We start from the raw sequence: 22,530 nt of genomic DNA, 5'->3' as shown, positions 1-22,530 counted from the left end.
TTAAACTCCAAAGGTCTTGAATCTTGATGCTAGGATCTGTAATTAGTGTTTGAAGTGTCTTACACCTGTCATCACCATTGCCATCCCATTTGCATCACAATAATCGATGCTCAATTGATCTTTGATAGATCCACCAGGTTGAACAACAGCGGTGATTCCAGCTTCATGAGCGATCTCCACGCAGTCAGGGAAAGGGAAGAAAGCATCAGAGGCCATCACCGCACCATTCAAATTAAATCCGAATTCTGAAGCCTTGATGATTGCTTGACGCAAAGCATCTACTCTGGATGTTTGTCCAACTCCAGAAGCGAAAAGCTGAGAGTCATTACTCAAAACGATGGTGTTTGACTTGGTGTGCTTACATACTTTAGCAGCAAAAACCAATGCGTCTATTTCACTAGCAGTAGGAGCTACTTTGGTAACTACTTTGAAGTCTTCTTTGGACTCAGTGGCCAAATCCTTATCCTGCTCAATCACACCATTCAATAGGGTTTTGATCATTTTGGTGCCTGGCAAAGACATTTTCTGACGAAGCAAGATTCTGTTTTTCTTACCTGTCAAGATTTCCAAAGCTTCCTCAGTGAATTCAGGAGCAATCAAAACTTCAAAGAACAAGCTGTGCATTTCTTCAGCTGCAGCTTTGTCTACAGTTTTATTGGTTATCAACACACCACCGAAAGCGGAAGTAGTGTCAGCAGCAAATGCTTTTTGATAAGCTTCTTTTACCGTTTCAGCAGTTGCACATCCACAAGCATTGGTATGCTTCAAGATTGCAAATGCAGTTTGCTCAGGGAATTCAGCAATCAAATTGACAGCTGCGTCAACGTCCACCAAGTTGTTGTAAGAAAGTTCTTTTCCATTCAACTGATCAAACAAATCCTCCAAGTCACCATAGAAATGAGCAGCTTGATGAGGGTTTTCTCCGTATCGAAGAGCCTTTGCTTTACTTTCAGAAACTTTCAAAGCTGGGATGCTTTCAGTTTGGTTGAAGTAGTTGAAGATATGCGTATCGTAGTTGGAAGAAACCTGGAATGCCTGAGCAGCAAAATATCTTCTGTCCTCGATGGTAGTTCCGCCATCTTGCTCAGAAAGTTTTGCTTCCAATTCTCCATACTGTGCTTTTGAAGCGATGATGGTTACATCTTTGAAGTTTTTGGCAGCAGCTCTGATCAAAGAGATTCCGCCAATATCGATTTTCTCGATGATGTCGGCTTCAGAAGCTCCAGAAGCAACTGTTTCCTCGAATGGATACAAATCAACGATGACCAAGTCGATTGCAGGGATGTCGAATTCTGTCGCCTGAGCCAAATCACTTTCGTTGTCTCTTCTGTGAAGAATTCCACCGAAAATCTTTGGGTGAAGGGTTTTTACTCTACCACCGAAAATAGAAGGGTAGCTAGTCAACTCCTCAACAGGAATAACTTCAGCTCCTTGCTCCTCGATAAACTTCTGAGTACCACCGGTAGAATAGATTTTTACGCCATGCTTTTTCAACAAAGCGATGATAGGTTCAAGATTGTCTTTGTAAAAGACTGAGATCAGTGCAGATTCGATTTTTTTAACTGCCATTTCGAAATGGATTTGTATGATTTCTAATGAGTTTGCAAAGGTAGGAAAAAAGGTCGAAAAGGCTTGATCTTGAGGGAAAGAGAATTCAGGTGATAATATAAAAACTCAACCTATTATGCTTCTACCAATTCCTCAATCACTCTTGGGAAATGCTCATGCTCTAGTTTGTGGATTTTTTGAGCGATGTCTTCTGGGCTATCTTCCGGTTCCACAGTGGTAGATGCTTGGAAAACGATCCTTCCTTCATCGTAGTTCTCGTTGACGAGGTGAATGGTGATTCCAGTTTCTTTTTCACCTGCGGCTTTCACTGCCTCATGTACATGCATTCCATACATTCCTTTTCCTCCGTACTTTGGAAGTAAGGCAGGGTGGATATTGACCATTCTATCAGGGAATGCCCTTGTCAATTCTACGGGGATTTTAAGAAGAAATCCAGCTAAAATCACCCAGTCAATTTTCTCTTCATCAAGTTTGGCTTGCAAAAGCCCTGCATCCATTTCTTTTCTGGAAAAAGTAAAGGTAGGAACGTTAAATTTCCTGGCTCTTTCCAAAACAAATGCATCTGCCTTATTAGAAGCAACAAGAGCGACTTCCACGGTTTTGGAACTTTGAAAGTATTCCATGATTTTTTCGGCATTGGAGCCGCTACCAGATGCTAGGATTGCCAGACGTTTCAAACTTTAGGATTTTAATGAGTTGCAAAAATAGGAAAGACTATCCTTTTGAAGAAAAATCTAATTTGCAATTGTTTAATAAGCTGGAAATTCCTTTTGGAGTCCTTTCATTGCATCGATCATTTCCCATTGAGGTCTATAGAATTGGTTTTGGACTCTAGAAGTCACGCTTCCATTTTCGATGTAATCCAATGCCGCAGCAAATCTAAGATCTCGCTCATCTCCCCAAGGAAACTGCGGGCTGTCACCTACAGCATAATTGGCAGGGAATCCATCAAAATATTCTGCTTTTCCTTCAGAATTTGCCAAAGCAAAGGTGATAGGAACCAGCTCCACATCATTTCTTTTCAAGACATCATTGTAGGAGGAAAGAGGGAAGGAGCCAACAGGTTTGCCATAGGTATTGTCTCCGATCAGCACAATATCGAAATAGGGATCAAGGCAGTTGATGACTAGCTCAGAAGCTGAGGCAGTACCTCTACTAGTTATAAAAATGATCCTGGAAAGATTGAGATTGCCAATTTTTTTGAAATTCTCAGAATCATTCAGGCTACTTTTTAGAGAATTGAGCTTGTTGGTATACATCAGCTTTCCGGAATTGGCAGATTGAATCAAATAATTATTGATTTGCTCCGCCACAGCTACCGATCCTCCACCATTGTATCTGAGGTCGATGATGAGTTCTTCTATGTTTTCACTTTCAAAAAAGCCCATTGTGTCCTCTACTTCCTGGCTTTTAGTAGGAGAAAGGCCCGCGGTGGCTTTAAAGCTTTGATATACCCAATAGCCGACCTTTTTACCAGCTATTTCGAAGGCCTCTTTAAAAAGGACAGAGTTGGATTGATATTCCGCCTTTGTATTTGCCCTTGTAGTTGTGCTTCCGTCCGGAAGTTTGAAGGTAAATGTATTGGTGATTCCGGGGTTAGGACCGCCTAATTGAAAATCATATCCACCAGAGGAGGTTTTGTACTCAGCGATTGCCTTCCCATTGATTTCAAGAATTTCCCATCCTCTTTGCCATCCGTCTTTTCCAGCAGGAGATTCACTGAATACAAATGTCAGATAAAGTCTCTCTTCAGAATTAAAAGCAAACCCGAAACCGTGGCCGGCATTTCTACCCACAAAAGCATCCTGAAAAGATTTTATAGTGGTGAGGTATGAAAATCTATCTAAAGGCTTGTATTTAATAGCCTCTAAAAATTCCTCATTGGATGAAACCGAAGAAAATTCAGGTATTGCTGGGAGTTCCTCATTCCAATAATACCATTCCTCCATTGACTCATAAATAGCCTTTTTTACCTCATCAGATTGAGGGGTTGGAGTGATTGGTTCTTCGGTAGAGTTACAAGCCCAAAATCCAATTAAAAGAAATAAGAACGGAATAGTATTGTATTTCATGACATTGGACTTTGGGATGATATACGAGAAATGCTGGGAATTAGATTGCGATATCGTAAACTTTTACAGTGCTCCACATGGAGGAATATTTATCAATAAACTCTAAGTGAAGAGGCTCTTTTTGATATGCTAATTGGTCTTCCAGGCTATCGAAAAAGATCGTGCAGGATACTTGCCATGAATGATCTACAACATCTCTTTTTTCGGTGTCAGCTGGCGTTCCTGCTATAAATTTCGCTACAGTAGGGCATTTTCCTAGCATTGGAACTGCTTCGGTCAAGAATTCTTTGGTGTTTGCTTTGTCATGTAGCCAGAAATAAACCTGGTGAATCATTTGTTGATTTGCCATTTCGTTTGCGATTGTGTTTATAGGTAAAGTGGCGGCAGCACTAACTACCCCCAGAGTTTTGATAAAATTACGTCTTGAGTTCATTGGTGATGAAAGCTTAGAACCTTAAATATAGAGAATTATCGATTCTGAATTACCAGATCTAATTTTCATAAAAGATCACCTTATCAGGGTTCTCCTTATGCGTAGTCATTTTACCCCTAGTTGGCACTAGGGATTATTGAAATTAACCTCCTTCGGAGGAAGGTTTAAACTATCTGAAATTTGGGTAGATGGAATTGAAACAGAAGTAGACCTAAATAAACCCAAAGGGTTTAAACTTGGCTAACTACGGGTGCAACCCGTGGTAAATAGTGATAAAAACTGCTAGAATCCCACAGGGATGAAAGGTTCTATGCAAAAAAAAATCCCCCAAGTTTTCCTTGAGGGATTTTAAGTATCGAATATCGATAAGAATTAAGCGTCTTTCTTAGCCATTCTGTTTCTTTCGTTTTCGTCCAAATAGATTTTTCTCATTCGGATGCTTTTTGGAGTGATCTCCAAGTATTCATCTTTCTGGATGTATTCCATAGATTCTTCTAGAGAGAATCTCTTAGGAGGAGCGATTCTTACGTTGTCATCAGAACCAGAAGCACGCATGTTGGTCAATTTCTTTCCTTTCTGAACGTTGACTACGATGTCATTGTCTCTGGAATGCTCTCCGATTACTTGACCTGTGTATAAATCTTCGCCTGGCTCGATGAAGAATACTCCACGATCCTGCAATTTATCAATCGCATAAGCCGTACACTGTCCTCCTTCCATAGAGATCAAAGAACCGTTGATTCTACCTGGGATAGGGCCTTTGAATGGCTGATAAGAAGAGAAACGGTGGTTCATGATAGCTTCACCTTGGGTAGCTGTCAATACGTTATTTCTCAAACCGATCAAACCTCTGGAAGGAATTTGGAATTCTAAGTGTTGCAAATCGCCTTTTGGCTCCATGATCAACAATTCACCTTTTCTCTGAGTTGCCAATTCGATCACTTTACCAGCAGTCTCTTCAGGAACGTCTACAACCAATGTTTCGATAGGCTCACAGTTCACTCCGTCGATTTCTTTGAAAATCACCTGAGGCTGTCCTACCTGAAGTTCGTAGCCTTCACGACGCATCGTTTCGATCAAAACTGACAAGTGAAGAATACCACGTCCATAAACCAAGAATCTATCTTCAGAATCAGTAGGCTCAACTTTCAATGCCAAGTTTTTCTCCATCTCTTTCATCAGACGATCTCTCAAGTGACGGGAAGTCACAAATTTTCCTTCTTTACCGAAGAAAGGAGAGTTGTTGATGGTAAAGAGCATGTTCATGGTAGGCTCATCGATAGCGATACGAGGAAGTGGCTCTGGATTGTCCACGTCAGCAACAGTATCACCGATTTCGAAGTCGTCCAAGCCCGTGATAGCACAGATATCTCCAGCCTCTACAGTTTGAACTTTATTTTTACCAAGACCTTCAAAAGTGTGAAGTTCTTTAACTCTCATTTTTTTGATGGTTCCATCCGCCTTGCAAAGTGCGATTTGCTGGTTTTCGGAGATGGTTCCTCTTTTCACTCTACCAATGGCAATACGTCCAACGAAATTGGAGTAGTCCAAAGAAGTGATTTGCATCTGAAGAGTTCCTTCGTCAATTTTTGGCTCAGGAATATATTCCAAGATCGCATCCAACAATGGAAGGATAGAATCAGTTGGGTTTTGCCAATCAGGCCCCATCCAGTTTTGCTTAGCAGATCCGTAAAGCGTATGGAATTCCAATTGCTCTTCAGTAGCATCCAAGTTGAACATCAATTCGAATACCGCTTCGTGAACCTCGTCAGGTCTACAGTTTTCTTTATCCACTTTGTTGACAACTACGATAGGAGTCAACCCTAGAGAAAGAGCTTTACCCAAAACGAAACGAGTTTGAGGCATTGGGCCTTCAAAGGCATCCACTAGCAAGATGACACCATCAGCCATTTTCAATACTCTTTCTACTTCTCCACCGAAGTCGGCGTGACCTGGAGTATCGATAATGTTAATTTTAGTGTCTTTATAGCGAACGGAAACGTTCTTGGAAAGGATGGTGATACCACGCTCACGTTCCAAATCATTGTTATCCAGAATCAAATCATCGAATTGTTGATTCTCTCTGAAGATTTTGGATGCATGGATGATTTTATCCACAAGGGTAGTTTTCCCGTGGTCAACGTGTGCGATAATCGCGATATTTCTGATTTTCTGCATGATCTGCCTTTTTCAAGGCGCAAAGGTAGGGAAAAATTGTGGGATCAAGGTTATCCCATTATGAAGATAAATGAGAAAGAATATGGAAAATTAAGACTTAAGACATTAGACTAAAGACAATAGATCCAAAAGCCTAGATTCAAAAAGATAAAATCAAGACCCTGGAGGTTGGAATTTAGCCTTCGTAAATGGACTTTAACTTTTCAGTTTCTTGGATGGATCGATCCAGGATTTTGGGGAGAATAAAAATGCTGACAACAAATCCTACTAAAGCTAGAATAATGGCTCCTTTGAAAATTAATGTAAAGAAACTTTCTGAATCTTCAGCTTTATCGTAAACAAACTGATATGCATAAATACATAGGAGGAAGGATTGATTTAGGTATTGAAAAACTGATTTGGAACCCGCATAACAAGCATAGTTTTTTAATTCTTTATGACTTTTCCAATAATTGATAACGATAAAGGAGCTTCCCATTACAACAAATCCCATGAGGACTAAAATCCAGCTGTTTGGGTCATCCATAAGGATAGAGCTTTGATAGATAACTAATGCCAGAAATAAAGGAAATACAATCCGATAGCTCAAAATGAATTCTTTGAATGACGTCCAAAAGGATTTTCTCAGTCTTTTTTCGATCATTTTTTTATAGGATTCCTCCAGCGTACTAAATCCAAAAATGCCGAAACCGGCGTGGACTTTTCGAAAAGCATCCTCCAAACTCAGATTTGAGTTTTCTTCCATCAGCTTTTCCACTTCACAGGCCACATGGTCCAAAATCTCAAATTGCACATCGATCTCCGTATAGCCTTTGTAGGAGATCAGTTTTTTGAGTTGCTCAATTTGTGTCTGGTTGAGTTTCATGTCAATCGCAGTCTCTGAATTTTTTTAAAAAGCATTTGGAAAGCACTTACCAGAAAAACCATGAAATAAAAAGTCAATGCATAAAGTGCGATTTTGGGTGATATTCCAATAAGCTGAAGAAAGTCTTGATGAAATACCCAAACACTCATGGAGGCCAAAAAGAAAATGCTATTGACTGTCGCTAGCACCTGGGCATTTCTTCGCGTCTTACTTTTCCAAAATCCAAAAATGACCGTTCCATATGCCGCAATCAAAAAGGTTGTTTTAAGAGCTTGAAAAGGGAGATCTTGAACGGAGGATATGAATAAACTCAAAAAGCCTCCAATTACTAAAGTAATAACAAGGGATATAATTAGGTTTTTCAAATGGAAAAGCGAGAAGAAAAAGTCGCGCATGACTCCCCAATGAATATTCAATAGAATTTGTCTCTGAAATTTCCTCGGTAGTAACCCTTCTATTTTTTCTTCCAATATTTCATTGAAATGTTTACCGTCATCCTCAACGTTCTCAATTTGCGAGGCAATATGGTCGATCCATTCATTTCGAATATCACGGTAATAGATGTCATTGCTGTTGGCAATGCTTTTAATTTGATCGAGGTGTGATTTTGTCAATTCCATTGGGGTAGTTTTGAAATTTGAATGATTGTGTTGTAGAAAGGTAAAGCATGAAACTTTAGGAAGGATCAGCTTCTTCTGCTCTTAAAAATTATAATCAGGATTTAGGCCGGGGTTAATTATCCGCTGCATGTTTTCCATAAAGGCTTTGAGCTCGGACATTTTTGCATTGACTTCCTTCTCTCCGTTTTGGGTCAACCTGTAATATTTCCTCACCCGATTGTCCACTTGCTGAATTTCGGTGCTTAGGAGTCCTTCAGCTTCCAGTTTGTGAAGAGCAGGATAGAGCGCTCCTTCGGTGATTTTGATTTCCCCTGCAGTCAACTCCTTCACTTTTTGAGTGATTTCATAACCATACATTTTCTCATTTTCTTCAAGTAGCTTAAGAATGATTGTTTGGAGACTTCCTTTGATCAGTTGGGAATTGGCCATTTTGCTAAGTTTTCCTAAATATATAAGAAAAATATATACCTAAGAAATTTAGGTAATAAAAAAATCCAGAACTGTGAAGCTCTGGATTTGATTTATTGATTTAAGATTTCTAAATCTCCGTCTTGGCAACTTTTGAATGAAGTTCAGGTAAGAGGGGGAGGGCAGCAGATCCATACCATTCCTTGAGATCCATTTTCAATACCCCAGCTTTGATGGACGGATCTGTTTCGGTCAATGATTGGGCTTCTTCCAGAGATTGGACGTCGAAGAAATACAATCCTCTCAAATCTTCATTTCCGAAAAAAGGTCCTGCCAAGACCAATTTCCCTTCTTCTGCCATTCGGTTGATATTCGCCATATGACCTTTTTGAAGTTCGGCTCTTTCTTCTTCAGAATATTCATTGACACGATCACCTCTGTATAGAAATGCGATCACAAATTTCTTCATTCCGTATTCATCCGCGCCTACTTTCTCAGCAAGTTCTGGGTCATATTCGGTTTGTGCCTGAAGAGAAAATATTCCTCCAAGGCAAAAGATTAGAATTAGGATTAATTTCTTCATAGTGAATGGGGGGGGTTAAAATAAAATCAAAGCAACAGTATCAGATTTGGTTCTCAGTTTGAGCCACTGAACCAGTTTATCCGTTTCGGACTGATTTGGTTTTTTCTTAAACTGAGCATAGGCCACTAGGAGCGTGTCAGAAGTATCTTCCGACAAGTCTGTGACCAAGGATCGGTTCAAAGCGAATTTACTCAAATTTGGATGATTGATTCTTGCCTCTTGCGCTATCTCTTTTCCCAGCACTCGGATCTGCCCATAGTTGGCAACTTCATTTTCTAAAAGCGAAATTCTTTGATCCTTGTCTTGGATGATCTGTTCGTTTCTTTCGTACAAATCTTTCAAAATATCAGAGCGGAGAACATTCATATCTGCAATCCCATTTCCGCTTTGATGAATGACAATTTCTGTATTTTCTAAATCATATTCTTTAGCCTTCTCTTTAGCGATTTTTAAAGTCTCAGAATCGAGCTCTTCTCCTATCAAATTCACTTCGATTCTACGAGGCTCTTGAGAGTAGTCAAAGTCTGAATTCAGGACTTGAGTTTTGGGGAATACCATCTCTATTTGAACGTACCTTTTTGCTTGCTCTTCCCAGATAGATCGAAGGACAATTCCGTAAGCCAAATAGACAGATGGGACTATCGTCAAAATGGTAAAAATCGTGATGTAAGTTTGAACTCTTTTTTCCTTTTTGTGATCCAAAAATTCCTTCTTCGGATACTTCATAAATCGGACGATCAAGTAGGTCGAAAGACTGATGAAAACTGAGTTAATGAAGAAGAGGTAAAAGGCTCCAAAGAAGTAGTAAAAATTGAAGGTTGCCAAGCCATACCCAGCGGTACAAAGTGGAGGCATCAAAGCAGTCGCAATTGCCACTCCAGGGATGGCATTACTTTTCTCTTTTCTGGAGCCTGCAACGATCCCAGCTAGTCCTCCAAAGAGAGCAATCAAGACATCCCAAATTGTAGGTTCGGTCCGAGCTAACAATTCAGACTGAGCATCCTGAAGAGGGGTGAAGTTGAAGTAAATTGTTGAAGTCAAAATCGCAATGAAAACAGCCACTCCTAAATTGCGAAGTGAGCGCTTCAATAACTCGAAATCATTAATGCCGGCAGCCATCCCAATTCCCATGATCGGACCCATCAATGGAGAGATTAACATGGCACCAATAATGACAGCTGTGGAGTTTACATTTAATCCGACCGATGCTACAAAAATGGCAAAGATCAAGATCCATAAATTTGCTCCCTTAAACTCTACGTTTTTCCGGATATACTCGATGGTTGCCAATTCATCTTCTTTACCATCATGTAGATCAAACCTGTCTCTTAAGTAGAGGAGGAAACGGATGAATTGATTTTTCCTCCGAGGTTTTGGTGTTGTGGCTTCCATAGTGAGCTCTTAATAATTTGCTTGGCAAAATACGTATAATAGCTAAAATCTATCGTCCTAACTAGAGTTTATTAATTGGCCTAAAAGTTGTTTTTAACTTGATTTAGGAATATTCGTTTATTGAATTTTTAAGAGGATTAGAGTGATTTTTTGATTGAGTTTATACTTTATATAAAATTATTTAAATCATTGATAAAAAGAATAATATGATCGATTTAGAGAAAACAAAATTAGAGCGGCCTAATTTTTTTAGACAAGACTTAAGTCGTTTGTTTGTATTTGAGTGGTATTATTAATTGGATAAATAGAATTAGTTTTAGGGAAGTCAATTAGATTTTTAAGTCTTAGATTAATCTGAGGCAAGGATTTGTAAAACCGATTAGAGCATGACTATAGTTTATTTGGATGATGACAAGATTCAGCACTTGCTGATGAAGAAATTGATCAAGCTGAACCTGCCAGGGTCTACATCAGAATTTTTTGAAAATGCAGAAGAACTTAATAATTGGTTACAAGGAAACTCAGCCAGTTTAATTCTTTCTGATTTGAATTTGGAAGGCGGATCTGGATGGGATTTTGTAGAAGAATTTATCAATAATTCCGATGCTCCAATTGTCTTTATAACGGGGCATGTTTCTTCAGATGATCTTAAAAAATCAAGTCAGTATTCAAGGGTAAAAGGGGTTTTGGAAAAGCCACTTTCGAAGGAGAATTGGGAGTTGTTATTGGAATTAGTTTCTAGTGAAAACTGAGATTAAAATTGATATCTGACACCTGCACTCAAAGTGGTATATCCACTGCTTGAAGTATTGTAATAATTGAAGCCTCCGACCAGTGACCAATGAGGTTGAGCCTTTCCATAGTATAGAGTTTCAGCAATTTTTTCTTCAGGACTTTTAAGGTCATAAAAGCCGCCAATTCTCGCATTAAAACCAAAGCTAGAACCTCCATCATATAGCTCCAAAGCAGGTCCAATTTCTGCTTGAATTCCACCTCTCAAACAGGGATTGAAACTGACTCCTCCGTTCAATGTTGCAACTCCAAATCCTGGATATTTATAATCAAATCCTGAGTTTGATTCGTTCTTTCCTACGAAGTAATTGAAGCCTACACTGGCATAAAAATTAATGGGTTTTACCTGAATATATTGATACAATTTTCCCTCTTCATCAGGAGCATCTTGATAGTAGTAACCGATTAAATTTTCAAGCTCAAATTCTGATTTTCCTTGTCCTTTGACATAGCCATAATCATCCCAATTTACATAGTTGGTAGGAGTGAATATTGTCTCAACATTCTTAAAATTTTCATCTAAATATTTGCCCACATCACTAATCTGAATAGTCGTTTTCGGATCATGGTTTTCTACCATTTCTAGGACGATAATCTTTAATTGTTCTTCATTAATTTCTGATTTTTGACTGTAGTTCAAAAAGGTTCTTGTGCCGTTAATTATCACCAATTTTTCGGTTATGTTTGCAGTACCTCTAATCTGAAAAGTAGGATTGTGAGACTTCCCAGTATTTCCTAAAGCGATGTTGGGAAGCACCTCTAATCCAATGCGTCCTTTTTCTTCAATTTCTGATTTTGTTATGGATGTAATTGGGAGAGTTACTCTTTGAATTTTGTGATTTGCCCTTCTTTTAAAAATTAGATTTTCGATCCCAATTGGAGATTTTTCTTTTAATATATTGGATTTAGTGGCAGTGTGAGAATTTTCCCCATTAAAAGAATTTTGCGCTACAGTAGGAAAGTATAATGAAAGGAAAACTATAAGTGAGAGTATCTTTTTCATAATCATGATGATTTTGGTGAATAAAAATTACTCTGTGGTAGCTTTGGTATTTTCTTTGATAATCAAAGAATTTTAGAATGATTTTACGAAAAAATATTTAATAAACAAATTATATTTTGAAATAATTAATATTTTAGAATTTAATACTAAAGCCTTCTTATTTTACTTCTTCAAAAAAAATCTTGTGAAGGTAATGGTTGGTTTTAATTTTGTTTTCTTTGCATTGCTTCCATTCCTGGATTCTAATTAAACTGAAAAGATTGAAGGAATTATGGCCGAAGAATCGGATGATAGAAAGCCTTTGCTTTCAAAAAAAATCGATAAGTTTTTTACTGGTCTAGCTGATGCTTGGAACTTTGTTAGGCGATTTTGGAAAGAAGTCTTTCTACCTCCCTATGAGTTCAAAGAAGTAATTCATCAGTGTTATAGGATCGGTGTGGAATCACTTCCATTGATTTCATTGACAGGATTTATCGTAGGAATTGTATTTACAAACCAGTCTAGACCCTCACTTTCGGAGTTTGGGGCTACATCATGGTTACCCTCTTTGATCTCAATTGCTGTAGTTCGTGCAATGGGACCATTGGTTACTGCATTGATCGCGGCAGGTAAAGTCGGATCAAGTATTGGTGCAGAGATTGGCTCCATGAAAGTTACCGAGCAAATTGATGCGATGGAGGTTTCTGCCACCAATCCATTTAAGTTTTTGGTGGTGACACGGGTTCTAGCCACGACCTTTATGATACCAATTTTGGTGTTGTATACTGACTTTGTCGCTTTGATGGGGTCCTTTCTCAATGTGAACTCCAATGAGTTGGTCAGTTTATCTACCTTCTTTTTTCAGGTATTTGAATCTATTTCTTTCTTGGATATATGGTCTTCAGTATTGAAGTCATTGCTATTTGGATTTACTATTGGAATAGTGGGCTGTTATAAAGGTTATCATTCCTCCAAAGGAACCGAAGGTGTTGGTAGAGCAGCCAACTCAGCTGTAGTAATTTCTATGTTCCTGATATTCATTGAGGAATTGTTAGTCCTTCAGGTAGTCAACGCAATTAGAACATTCTGATCATGGCAGAAAAAGTTGTAGAAATCAGAGATCTGTACAAAAGCTTTGGAGACCTTCATGTCCTCAAAGGTGTTGATTTGGACCTTTTCCGAGAGGAAAACTTGGTGGTACTAGGTAGATCCGGTACCGGTAAATCAGTCCTGATCAAGATCATGGTGGGGCTTTTGAAGCAAGACAAAGGACAAATGAATGTCTTGGGAAAAGAGGTTTCTCAATTGGCTACCAAGGAATTGAATGAATTGAGATTGAAAATCGGTTTTTCATTCCAGAATTCGGCTCTATATGATTCCATGACGGTCAGAGAAAATATGGAATTTCCTTTGGTTAGAAATATCAAAAATCTGACAAAGAAGGAGATTACAATGAGAATCGAGGAGTTGTTGGACGCTGTAGGTCTACCTAATACGATCAACCAAATGCCTTCTGAGCTTTCAGGGGGGCAAAAAAAGCGTATTGGTGTAGCGAGAACCTTGATTCTGAATCCAGAGATTATGCTTTATGATGAACCGACTGCAGGATTGGATCCAATTACCTGTGTGGACATCAACAATTTGATAAATGAAGTAAGAGAGCGCTATAAAACTACATCCATTGTCATTACCCACGATTTGACCTGTGCAAAGATGACTGGAGACCGAATGGCAGTTTTGCTAGATGGTCAGTTTAGTTCTATAGGGACATTTGAAGAAGTATTTCCGCATGCGGAAGATAAACGAGTGAAATCATTCTACGATTATAATTTTATAGAATCATGAGAGGTGAAAACAAACGGTCTGTAATAGTAGGCATTTTTGTCTTTTTAGGGATCGCTATTTTGGTTGCCGGTGTAATGACACTTGGTGGCCAGCAAAAGAAATTTGTAAAAGCGATTCAGCTTAAGGCTGTATTTGATGATATCGGAGGTCTTCAGCCCGGCAACAATGTTTGGTTTTCAGGTGTGAAAATCGGTACAGTTAGAAAAATCAACTTTTATGGAGATTCTCAGGTAGAAATCGAAATGAATGTAGAGGAAGAGGTTCGAGAATTTATCCGAAAAGATTCAAAGGCAACATTAAGCTCAGATGGTCTGATTGGGAATAAAATTATCGTAATCTACGGGGGTACTACATTGGCTCCACCGGTAGAGGATGGTGATAGATTGGAGTCTGTAATGCCTTTGGATACAGATAAAATGATGGAGACTCTTCAGGAAAACAACAAAAACCTGGTGGATATCACCAATGATCTGAAAGTATTGACAGGGAAATTAGCAGCTGGAGAAGGCATTGTAGGTGCTGTGATGACAGATTCTACCCTAGCTGAAAACTTCAGAGCTATCATTACCAACCTGAATAGAGCAAGTATCAACAGCAATCAAATGCTGACAGATTTAAACAAGTTTACTTCTAAATTGAACCAAGAAGGAAATTTGTTCAATGATTTGGTAACTGATACTACCATGGCTTCTGAATTGAGAGCAACTGTCGCGAGCTTTAGATCTTCAGCTACTAATACAGAAGAGTTGACTGCAAAACTGAGTGAGATTTCTTCCAAATTGGATGATCCAAACAATTCATTAGGAATGCTATTAAATGATCCAGAATTCGCTGAATACTTGAAGAGCACCTTAGAAAATACAGATTCTGCAACCTACAATCTCAACAGAGGATTAGAAGCTTTAGAATATACCTGGCCGTTCAGAAAAGGCTTCAAGCGAAAAGCAAAAGCCGAAGAGAAAGAAGGAAATTAATCTTTTGAACTAGATTCAAGCCCGTTGGAAATCTTCAGACGGGCTTCTTTTTTTTCATCCCCGTTGGCTTTAATTGGCTCTACTGTTTTCTCGGGAATTAATACCGCTTTAATACTAATTGGAAAATGGTCGGAGCCGATATTTCGATGGATTTTCAATTTACTAAGCCCAAAATCCTTACTGAGAAATACATGATCTAGGGGCCATCTGAATATAGGATAATGGGAATGGAAGGTATTGTAGGTACCTCTCCCTCGTCTTGGATCAGCCATTTCTGAGATTTTGAGAAATAACTCAGTGGTATAGCTCCAAGCCACATCATTCAGATCTCCGATTACTAAAGAAGGGAGCTTGTTGGATTTTGCCTTCTCACCTACAATGAGGATTTCGGCATCACGGTCGGTACTTTTCAGGTTTTCACCCGGTACTGGTGGAGTAGGATGGATGGCAAATATTGTGATCAAATTCCCATTTCTCAATTCAATATCCAATTCTAAAGAAGGAATTTCAGGATCAATCAAATAGTGAATTTCCTGTCTCCTAATTTTCAGCTTGGAATAAAAAAGTAATCCGTAGGTGTTCTCTAGCGGGATTTTAATAGTAAAAGGGTAGTCCTTTTCTAAAGGATGTAAAGCTTTTTCCCATTTGGAATCGGTTTCTACAAAGAAAAGAATATCTGGACGCTCGATTTGAACAAGGTTCAAAAGCTTTTGGTATTTTGTATTGTACTGATAAACATTTGAAACCAAGATGTGAATGCCTTGATCGGCTGCATAAGGAACTTTTTTGATCATTTTCTTTCCGAATGGAGTAAAAGGGAAAACCTGATATCCAAGGTAGAAAACAGCAATTCCTATCAATCCTAACCAAATCCATGGTTCTAGTTTGCTGTAATCAGAATAAATACCCCATCCTAAACTAATTAGAATCAGGATGGTTAGTTTTTGAAGTCTTGGATAGTCAAATACTCGAACCCACCATTTATCTGATTTGAAAAGCGGAAAAAAAGTAGCCAAGAAGAAAAATCCACTGAGGATTCTTAGAAGGTTCATAGGTAGCTTTGGTGATTTTGCTTTGAGATTTAATCTAAATAGCCGATAATTTTCTTAAAAATAGATACCTTTTATGGATCAGGAGAATTCAATAGCCTTTATTTCAGTTGATTATTTAGAAATTGTTTTAAACCCATAATTCTTTTTATTATGAATCTAGATCCTTATTCCATTAAATCCAGTTTGAAGACATCCAGTGGGGAATTTACTTACTGGAGCTTAGAGAAGCTTCAAAATTCTGGTAAAAAGGTAAAACATTTACCTTTTTCGATCCGAATTCTTTTAGAAAATGCACTTCGAAATTTTGATGATTTTGCAATTACCAAAGAGCACTTGGAGACTATTTTAAATTGGAGTCCGAAGGCCTCTGATAAAGATATTCCATATAAGCCTGCGAGGGTATTGATGCAGGATTTTACAGGTGTACCAGCTGTGGTTGATATAGCCTCTTTACGGTCCGAAGCAAAAAGAAAAGGAAAAGATCCTGCCAAATTAAACCCTTTAATCCCTGTTGATTTGGTTATTGATCACTCAGTTGTTGTAGATTATTTTGGAACCAATTACAGTTATCAGAAGAACGTAGAAGTAGAATATAAAAGAAATAAGGAGCGTTATCAATTTCTGAAATGGGCTCAAAAGTCCTTTAATAACTTCTCGGTAGTGCCTCCGGGAATGGGAATTTGCCATCAAGTCAATTTGGAATATTTGGCTCATGGAGTGATTACTCGAGATGGAAAAGCATTCCCAGATACACTTGTTGGAACAGATTCTCACACTCCAATGGTCAATGGGATTGGAGTTGTTGGCTGGGGAGTAGGTGGAATAGAAGCTGAAGCGGCTCTTTTGGGGCAACCAATTTACTTTATTATGCCTGAGGTAGTGGGGTTGAAGCTGACAGGAAAACTTCCTGCAGGAACTACAGCCACGGATATGGTTTTGACCATTACTGAATTGCTTCGAAAGCATGGAGTCGTTGGGAAGTTTGTGGAGGTTTTTGGTCCAGGTTTGGATTCGCTTTCGGTTCCTGATCGAGCAACTATTTCTAATATGTCACCTGAGTTTGGCTGTACAGTCACCTACTTCCCAATTGATGAAAGGACCTTGGATTATATGGCAAAAACAAACAGAAGTGCTTCCCAAATTCAATTGGTGGAGGATTACTGCAAGGCCAATTTGTTATGGAGAAAAGACGAAGATTTGATTCAGTATTCTTCACTGGTTGAATTGGATTTAGGTACTGTAGAAGCTACTGTTTCCGGTCCCAAACGCCCTCAGGACAAAATCTTGGTTAGAAATTTCAAACCCAAATTTCAAGAGCTTTTGAAGTCTGTTCATGGGAGAGACTATATTCCAATGGACAAAAGAGAAGCAAGTCGCTGGTTCAATGATGGAGGAGGCCAGGAAACTCCCGCTCCAGCCAATGTGGCTATAGAAGCAAGTCAGGAAACAAAAATCAAGGATGGATTGAAATCCGTCACAGTGGATCTCCATAATGAAAAGTTCGAGCTTCATGACGGCTCGATTGTCATCGCTGCTATCACTTCTTGTACCAATACTTCGAATCCTTCGGTCATGTTGGGAGCGGGTTTGGTTGCTAGAAAAGCCATCGAAAAAGGACTGGATGTCAAGCCGTGGGTAAAAACATCTTTGGCTCCGGGATCCAAAGTTGTGACTGATTATTTGGAAAAAGCGGGACTGATGGATGATTTGGAAGGTTTGAAATTCCATACAGTAGGTTACGGATGTACTTCTTGTATCGGGAACTCAGGTCCATTGCCATCACATATTGCCGCTGCTGTTGAGGATAATGATTTGGTTGTAGCTTCAGTTCTTTCGGGGAATAGAAACTTTGAAGCAAGAGTTCACCCCCAAGTGAAAATGAATTATTTGATGTCTCCTATGCTTGTGGTAGTTTATGCTTTAGCTGGTAGAGTAGATATCGATTTATACAATGAGCCGGTCGGTTATGATCCGAATTTGGAGCCTGTTTATTTGAAAGACATTTGGCCGACACAGGAGGAAATCGATGAGATTTCCAGACAGGTTCTTTCTCCGGGGGATTATCAAAAAAGTTATGGTGAGATTTTCGAAGGAAATGAAATTTGGAAGAAACTGGAATCTGGCGAAGGGGAGATTTACCCTTGGGATGACCAATCAACTTATATCAAAGAAGCTCCCTTTTTCAAGGGAATTTCCGTGGATGTGCCTGAACCTACAGATATCATCAATGCGCATGTACTTTTGAAGTTGGGGGATTCGATCACCACAGACCATATTTCTCCTGCAGGATCATTTAGAGAAAATACTCCGGCAGGCCAATATTTGGTTGGTAGGGGAGTTCAAAGACCGGATTTTAACTCATATGGCTCTCGACGTGGAAATGATGAGGTGATGGTTAGAGGCACCTTTGCCAATGTTCGTATCAAAAATCAACTAGCTGCTCAGGAAGGAGGATTTACCAGCTATATTCCTACGGGTGAAGAAATGACCGTATTTGATGCTTCCCAAAAGTATCAGGCCAATAAAACACCTTTGATCGTCTTGGCTGGAAAAGAATATGGATCCGGTTCATCACGTGATTGGGCTGCCAAAGGAACCAATCTTTTGGGTGTTAAAGCCGTGATTGCCGAAAGCTATGAAAGAATCCATAGATCCAATTTGGTTGGAATGGGTGTTTTGCCAATGCAATTCTTGAAAGGAGAAAATGCAGCCTCTTTGAACCTCACAGGAAGGGAAGAATTCACGATTACAGGAATTGAATCCGGATTGACTCCTGGTCAAAATCTTGAGGTGAAGGTAAAATCTTCAACAGGAGACGAGAAAACATTCCAGGTCAAATCAAGGCTGGATTCAGAAGTTGAGATAGCCTACTATAAGAATGGAGGCATATTAAATTATGTTCTTCGGGATTTCTTGAAGGATTAATTATTAATAAAGGGGCTGTAATAGGCCCCTTTAATTTTTTTATACAAAGTATGAATGGACAGATTCAAAATTCAATCTCTTCTTTTCCCCTTGGGGATAAATCTTAAATTTGTTGTTCATTCCTATCATAACCTATAATGAACGTTATTAACCCTACGACAACACCTGCTTGGGAAAGACTAGTTGAACTGGCAGATAAGTACAAAGACTTACAGATTCTTTCACTTTTTGAGGAAAGAGAGCGTTTTGAACGATACAGTATCCAATTGGAAGATCTGTTGGTTGATTATTCCAAAAACCGCATCAATGATGAGATTCGCGATGCCCTTTTGGATCTAGCGAGAGAAACAGAGCTTCATGTGGCTATTGAAGCCATGTTTGAAGGCAAGCATATCAATCAAACAGAAGATCGCGCTGTTTTACATACTGCATTGAGAAATAGAAGTGATCGAGCCGTTTATGTGGATGGTCACAATGTGATGGAAGATGTCACCGCAGTTCTTGAAAAAATGAAGGTTTTTGCGGATAAAGTCCATAGCGGAAAATGGTTGGGATATACTGGAAAGCCGATCAAGAGTTTGGTAAATATCGGAATTGGTGGATCTGATTTAGGTCCGGTGATGGTTACCGAAGCTTTGAAACCCTATCAGGCTGAAAACTTGGAAATTTTCTTTGTTTCCAATGTCGATGGAACCCATATCGTTGAGACATTGAAAAAAGTCGATCCGGAGACTACGATGTTCTTCATAGCATCTAAGACATTTACAACCCAGGAAACCATGACCAATGCTCATTCAGCTAGAAATTGGTTTCTTGATCACGCGAAAGATGAAGCTGCAGTAGCGAAACATTTTGTAGCCTTGTCCACAAACCTGAAAGGTGTTGAAGCTTTCGGGATCGATCCTCAAAACATGTTTGAGTTTTGGGATTGGGTAGGAGGAAGATATTCCCTGTGGTCCGCTATTGGATTGCCTATCGCATGCGCAATTGGATTTGACAATTTTGAACAATTGTTGGCTGGTGCCCATGCCATGGATGAACATTTCAGACATTCTCAATTTGATAGAAATATTCCGGTACTATTGGCGCTCATAGGTATTTGGAACACCAATTTCTTAGGAGCTGCTTCTGAAGCTATTTTGCCTTATGATCAATACATGCACCGATTTGCAGCCTATTTCCAACAAGGAAATATGGAAAGTAATGGCAAATATGTGGCAAGAGATGGAGAAAAGGTGAATTATACCACTGGACCTATCATTTGGGGAGAGCCAGGTACAAATGGTCAGCATGCTTTTTACCAATTAATTCATCAAGGAACTCATCTGATACCTTGTGATTTCATTGCTCCGGCGATTTCTCATAATCCGATCGGAGACCATCATCCTAAGCTTCTTTCTAACTTCTTTGCCCAAACTGAGGCTTTGATGAAAGGAAAGACATTGGAGGAGGTTCGTGCCGAAATGAATAAAGCAGGGAAATCTTTGGAACAAATTGATCAAATAGGACCTCATCGAGTGTTTGAAGGAAATAGACCAACCAATTCAATGTTGGTTAAGAAAATCACTCCATATACACTTGGGATGCTAATCGCGATGTATGAACATAAGATTTTTGTTCAGGGAGCTATTTGGAACATCTTCAGCTTTGATCAGTGGGGGGTAGAGTTAGGAAAAGTCCTAGCCAATGGCATCCTTCCGGAACTGAATAATGAGGAAGAAATTACAAGTCATGATGGATCAACCAATGGATTGATCAATGCCTATAAGAAAATGAGATAACAATCCATAATAAAAGTAAAAAGCTCCTGATTATTGAATCAGGAGCTTTTTTTATGGTAAAATCTTTATTCCCGCAGCCTCAATTCCGGGAAGAGTTTCCTGCCTCATGTATTGTAAAAGAGTGAGAGAATTTGTGCCTTGTTTGAATTGGATTGGAAGGGTATCATACTTTGTATAGGTGCTTCCAAATCCTTCTCCCAGAGGCTCACCCGTTTTTGAATCAAATAAAGGAACATTAATCAATTTGTTTTCCAAAATCTGATTGCTGGAATCCTTTGCCAATATCCTCACATAGAAGTTGGAGAATGGATAATTGTCAGTGAATCGAATAGCTAACAGGGAAGTCTTTCCAGAGATTACTACATCACCTAATTCAAACCTTAAACTATCATTCTGATTCCATCCTGAGACATTGTCTAAAGGAATATAGTCTTCATATAAGCGATCTTCAGAGCAGGAGCTCCCAAAGGCTAGAATCATTAGTATTCCCCAAAATACAGATTTATTCATTTCCGGAATTGTTATTGGGGTTTTGGTTTTTTCTTGGAGGGAATCTTCTCTTACCCTCTTTTTTTGGACCATTTGGCTTACCCTCTCCAGAACCAGAAGACTTAGACTGTTGGTTTTGAGGGGGCTGTTTCTGAGGGTTTTGATTTTGAGAACCCTGATTCTGGTTTCCCTGGTTTGGGGAATTCTGACTTTGTGGATTCCTTGGTTTTCTCCTTTTATTTCTGCGTTTTTTATTTTCCTGATTACCTGCATCTCCCTGTGGTGAAGGAGACGTAGCCTGTTTTTCAGAGTCTGAGTTTTTCGGAGGATTAGGTTTTCTTCCCTGTCTTTCCGGTCTTGGTTTTCTTTCAGGTGCTGGGCTTTTTTGCTCAGGAGCAGTATTTTGAGCTTCCTGCTGATTTCCTTGAGCCCTATTTCTTGGTTTTTTTCTCCTTTTTTTCTTGGCGAATTTTTTATCCAGAAGCTCAAGCTCACGGGTAGATTGTGCAGCAATATCTTCAATATCTGAAGATTCATTGAACTGGAGGTTGAATACTTTTACTCCTTTAGCATTCAATTCTTGAATCTCCTTAACTCTCTCACAATTGATGCTGTGCCAGTCATTATCATTATTGTAGCTAAACCACATCAATTTTCGGAAGATATCCGTCTTCTGAAGTTTAGCTATCCCTTGCTCTGTTTGAAGTGGTTTTTCTATGGTAGGGATGTCTTTGATCGCGTCCATGTAGGTGTCCAACTCATAGTTTAGACAGCATTTCAACCTACCACATTGACCGCTAAGTTTTCCTGGATTTAAGGATAGATTTTGATATCTAGCAGCCGATGTGCTGACATTTTTGAAATCAACCAACCATGTAGAACAACAAAGCTCTCGACCACAGACTCCAATTCCTCCCAGCCTTCCTGCTTCCTGGCGAAGGCTGATTTGGCGCATTTCTACTCGAATTCGGAATTCGGATGCCAAAACTTTGATCAACTCTCTAAAATCAACCCGTTCATCTGCAGAATAATAGAAAGTTGCCTTTGAGTTATCAGCCTGAAATTCAATGTCAGACATCTTCATTTTGAGACCCAACTCATCAACAATTTGTCGACATCTATAAAGGGTAGGGATTTCTCTATTTTTGGATTCTTCCCATTTTTCGATATCCTTTTGATTGGCTATTCGATAAATGCGAAGGATATTGTCGTCATCCTTGATTTTACGCTTTTGCATTTGAAGGCGAACCAGTTCACCTTGCAGGGATACGTACCCAATATGGTGTCCACTGGGAACGTCTACAACCACAGGATCTCCTGTGGTCAAGGATAAATAGTCTACATTTCTGTAGTAATCTTTCCTCCCGCCTTTGAACTTCACTTCGACAATATCAAAATTGTCCACTTGGGGTATACCCATGTGGCTCAACCAATCGAAAGAGTTCATTTTATTACAATCGCTCGTTCCGCAAGTTCCATTGTTTTGGCAACCTCCGGTACCTCCTGAGGAAGTCGAGCAGCTACTACATCCAGACATATATATCAATGGGGCATAAGCCCTCGTTTATTT

General features: G+C 39.2%; 20 protein-coding genes. 6 read left to right on the top strand and 14 right to left on the bottom strand.

Going from position 1 to position 22,530, the window contains the following annotated elements; all coding sequences use genetic code 11:
* Window positions 1-42 precede the first annotated feature (42 nt).
* The 10 genes from purH to O0V13_RS08605 form a co-directional block, all read right to left on the bottom strand.
* A complete protein-coding gene (purH, locus tag O0V13_RS08650; protein ID WP_268034581.1) occupies window positions 43-1,569 on the bottom strand; it encodes a bifunctional phosphoribosylaminoimidazolecarboxamide formyltransferase/IMP cyclohydrolase in 1,527 nt (508 codons plus the stop codon).
* A gap of 113 nt (window positions 1,570-1,682) precedes the next feature.
* Window positions 1,683-2,246, bottom strand: a complete 564-nt coding sequence (purN, locus tag O0V13_RS08645) for a phosphoribosylglycinamide formyltransferase (RefSeq protein ID WP_268034580.1) — start codon at window positions 2,244-2,246, stop codon at window positions 1,683-1,685.
* A gap of 72 nt (window positions 2,247-2,318) precedes the next feature.
* Window positions 2,319-3,641 carry a S41 family peptidase gene (locus tag O0V13_RS08640; protein WP_268034579.1) on the bottom strand — a complete coding sequence of 441 codons (1,323 nt, stop codon included), beginning with the start codon at window positions 3,639-3,641 and terminating at the stop codon, window positions 2,319-2,321.
* Window positions 3,642-3,681: 40 nt separating this feature from the next.
* The gene (locus tag O0V13_RS08635; protein WP_268034578.1) at window positions 3,682-4,074 is read right to left on the bottom strand and encodes a Dabb family protein; all 393 of its coding nucleotides are present in this window, start codon (window positions 4,072-4,074) and stop codon (window positions 3,682-3,684) included.
* 372 nt (window positions 4,075-4,446) lie between these two features.
* Window positions 4,447-6,252, bottom strand: coding sequence for a translational GTPase TypA (typA, locus tag O0V13_RS08630; RefSeq protein ID WP_268034577.1), 1,806 nt, complete (start codon window positions 6,250-6,252; stop codon window positions 4,447-4,449).
* 175 nt (window positions 6,253-6,427) lie between these two features.
* Window positions 6,428-7,117 (bottom strand): hypothetical protein, encoded by a 690-nt coding sequence (locus O0V13_RS08625; protein WP_268034576.1) that lies wholly within the window; start codon window positions 7,115-7,117, stop codon window positions 6,428-6,430.
* Window positions 7,114-7,737, bottom strand: a complete 624-nt coding sequence (locus O0V13_RS08620; protein ID WP_268034575.1) for a hypothetical protein — start codon at window positions 7,735-7,737, stop codon at window positions 7,114-7,116. The genes O0V13_RS08625 and O0V13_RS08620 overlap by 4 nt, the downstream gene beginning before the upstream one ends.
* A gap of 81 nt (window positions 7,738-7,818) precedes the next feature.
* Window positions 7,819-8,166: a PadR family transcriptional regulator gene (locus tag O0V13_RS08615; RefSeq protein WP_268034574.1), complete on the bottom strand. Its 348-nt coding sequence runs from the start codon at window positions 8,164-8,166 to the stop codon at window positions 7,819-7,821.
* 109 nt (window positions 8,167-8,275) lie between these two features.
* Window positions 8,276-8,728: a YciI family protein gene (locus tag O0V13_RS08610; protein WP_268034573.1), complete on the bottom strand. Its 453-nt coding sequence runs from the start codon at window positions 8,726-8,728 to the stop codon at window positions 8,276-8,278.
* A gap of 15 nt (window positions 8,729-8,743) precedes the next feature.
* On the bottom strand, window positions 8,744-10,120 hold the full coding sequence (locus tag O0V13_RS08605; RefSeq protein WP_268034572.1) for a TIGR00341 family protein: 1,377 nt from the start codon (window positions 10,118-10,120) through the stop codon (window positions 8,744-8,746).
* Window positions 10,121-10,506: 386 nt separating this feature from the next.
* Here O0V13_RS08605 and O0V13_RS08600 point away from each other — a divergent pair, with 386 nt between their 5' ends.
* A complete protein-coding gene (locus tag O0V13_RS08600) occupies window positions 10,507-10,872 on the top strand; it encodes a response regulator (RefSeq protein WP_268034571.1) in 366 nt (121 codons plus the stop codon).
* A 2-nt stretch (window positions 10,873-10,874) separates the two neighbouring features.
* Here O0V13_RS08600 and O0V13_RS08595 read toward each other — a convergent pair whose 3' ends face one another.
* Window positions 10,875-11,915 (bottom strand): hypothetical protein, encoded by a 1,041-nt coding sequence (locus O0V13_RS08595; protein WP_268034570.1) that lies wholly within the window; start codon window positions 11,913-11,915, stop codon window positions 10,875-10,877.
* Between the two features lie 271 nt (window positions 11,916-12,186).
* Here O0V13_RS08595 and O0V13_RS08590 point away from each other — a divergent pair, with 271 nt between their 5' ends.
* From O0V13_RS08590 to O0V13_RS08580, 3 genes are read left to right on the top strand one after another with little or no spacing between them, the layout of a single operon-like run.
* A complete protein-coding gene (locus O0V13_RS08590; RefSeq protein ID WP_268034569.1) occupies window positions 12,187-12,984 on the top strand; it encodes an MlaE family ABC transporter permease in 798 nt (265 codons plus the stop codon).
* 2 nt (window positions 12,985-12,986) lie between these two features.
* Window positions 12,987-13,739: an ABC transporter ATP-binding protein gene (locus tag O0V13_RS08585; protein ID WP_268034568.1), complete on the top strand. Its 753-nt coding sequence runs from the start codon at window positions 12,987-12,989 to the stop codon at window positions 13,737-13,739.
* Entirely contained in the window at window positions 13,736-14,713 is a 978-nt protein-coding gene (locus tag O0V13_RS08580) for an MlaD family protein (protein ID WP_268034567.1), read from the top strand. The genes O0V13_RS08585 and O0V13_RS08580 overlap by 4 nt, the downstream gene beginning before the upstream one ends.
* Here the strand turns inward: O0V13_RS08580 and O0V13_RS08575 are convergent.
* Window positions 14,710-15,765, bottom strand: coding sequence for an endonuclease/exonuclease/phosphatase family protein (locus O0V13_RS08575; RefSeq protein WP_268034566.1), 1,056 nt, complete (start codon window positions 15,763-15,765; stop codon window positions 14,710-14,712). The two genes, O0V13_RS08580 and O0V13_RS08575, sit on opposite strands and share 4 nt — an antisense overlap.
* A 150-nt stretch (window positions 15,766-15,915) precedes the next feature.
* Here O0V13_RS08575 and acnA point away from each other — a divergent pair, with 150 nt between their 5' ends.
* Together acnA and pgi are read left to right on the top strand one after the other, a co-directional pair.
* Window positions 15,916-18,690, top strand: a complete 2,775-nt coding sequence (gene acnA, locus O0V13_RS08570; protein ID WP_268034565.1) for an aconitate hydratase AcnA — start codon at window positions 15,916-15,918, stop codon at window positions 18,688-18,690.
* 137 nt (window positions 18,691-18,827) lie between these two features.
* Entirely contained in the window at window positions 18,828-20,471 is a 1,644-nt protein-coding gene (gene pgi, locus O0V13_RS08565) for a glucose-6-phosphate isomerase (RefSeq protein ID WP_268034564.1), read from the top strand.
* Between the two features lie 51 nt (window positions 20,472-20,522).
* Here pgi and O0V13_RS08560 read toward each other — a convergent pair whose 3' ends face one another.
* Together O0V13_RS08560 and ricT are read right to left on the bottom strand one after the other, a co-directional pair.
* Complete coding sequence (locus O0V13_RS08560) at window positions 20,523-20,981, bottom strand: gliding motility lipoprotein GldH (protein ID WP_268034563.1); 459 nt, start codon at window positions 20,979-20,981, stop codon at window positions 20,523-20,525.
* Window positions 20,974-22,407, bottom strand: a complete 1,434-nt coding sequence (gene ricT / locus O0V13_RS08555; protein ID WP_268034562.1) for a PSP1 domain-containing protein — start codon at window positions 22,405-22,407, stop codon at window positions 20,974-20,976. Before ricT ends, O0V13_RS08560 begins: the two co-directional genes overlap by 8 nt.
* Window positions 22,408-22,530 lie beyond the last annotated feature (123 nt).

The organism is Algoriphagus sp. PAP.12 (assembly GCF_026652115.1).
Classification (GTDB): Bacteria; Bacteroidota; Bacteroidia; order Cytophagales; family Cyclobacteriaceae; genus Algoriphagus.
This window is presented reverse-complemented; position numbering and strand designations above follow the sequence as displayed.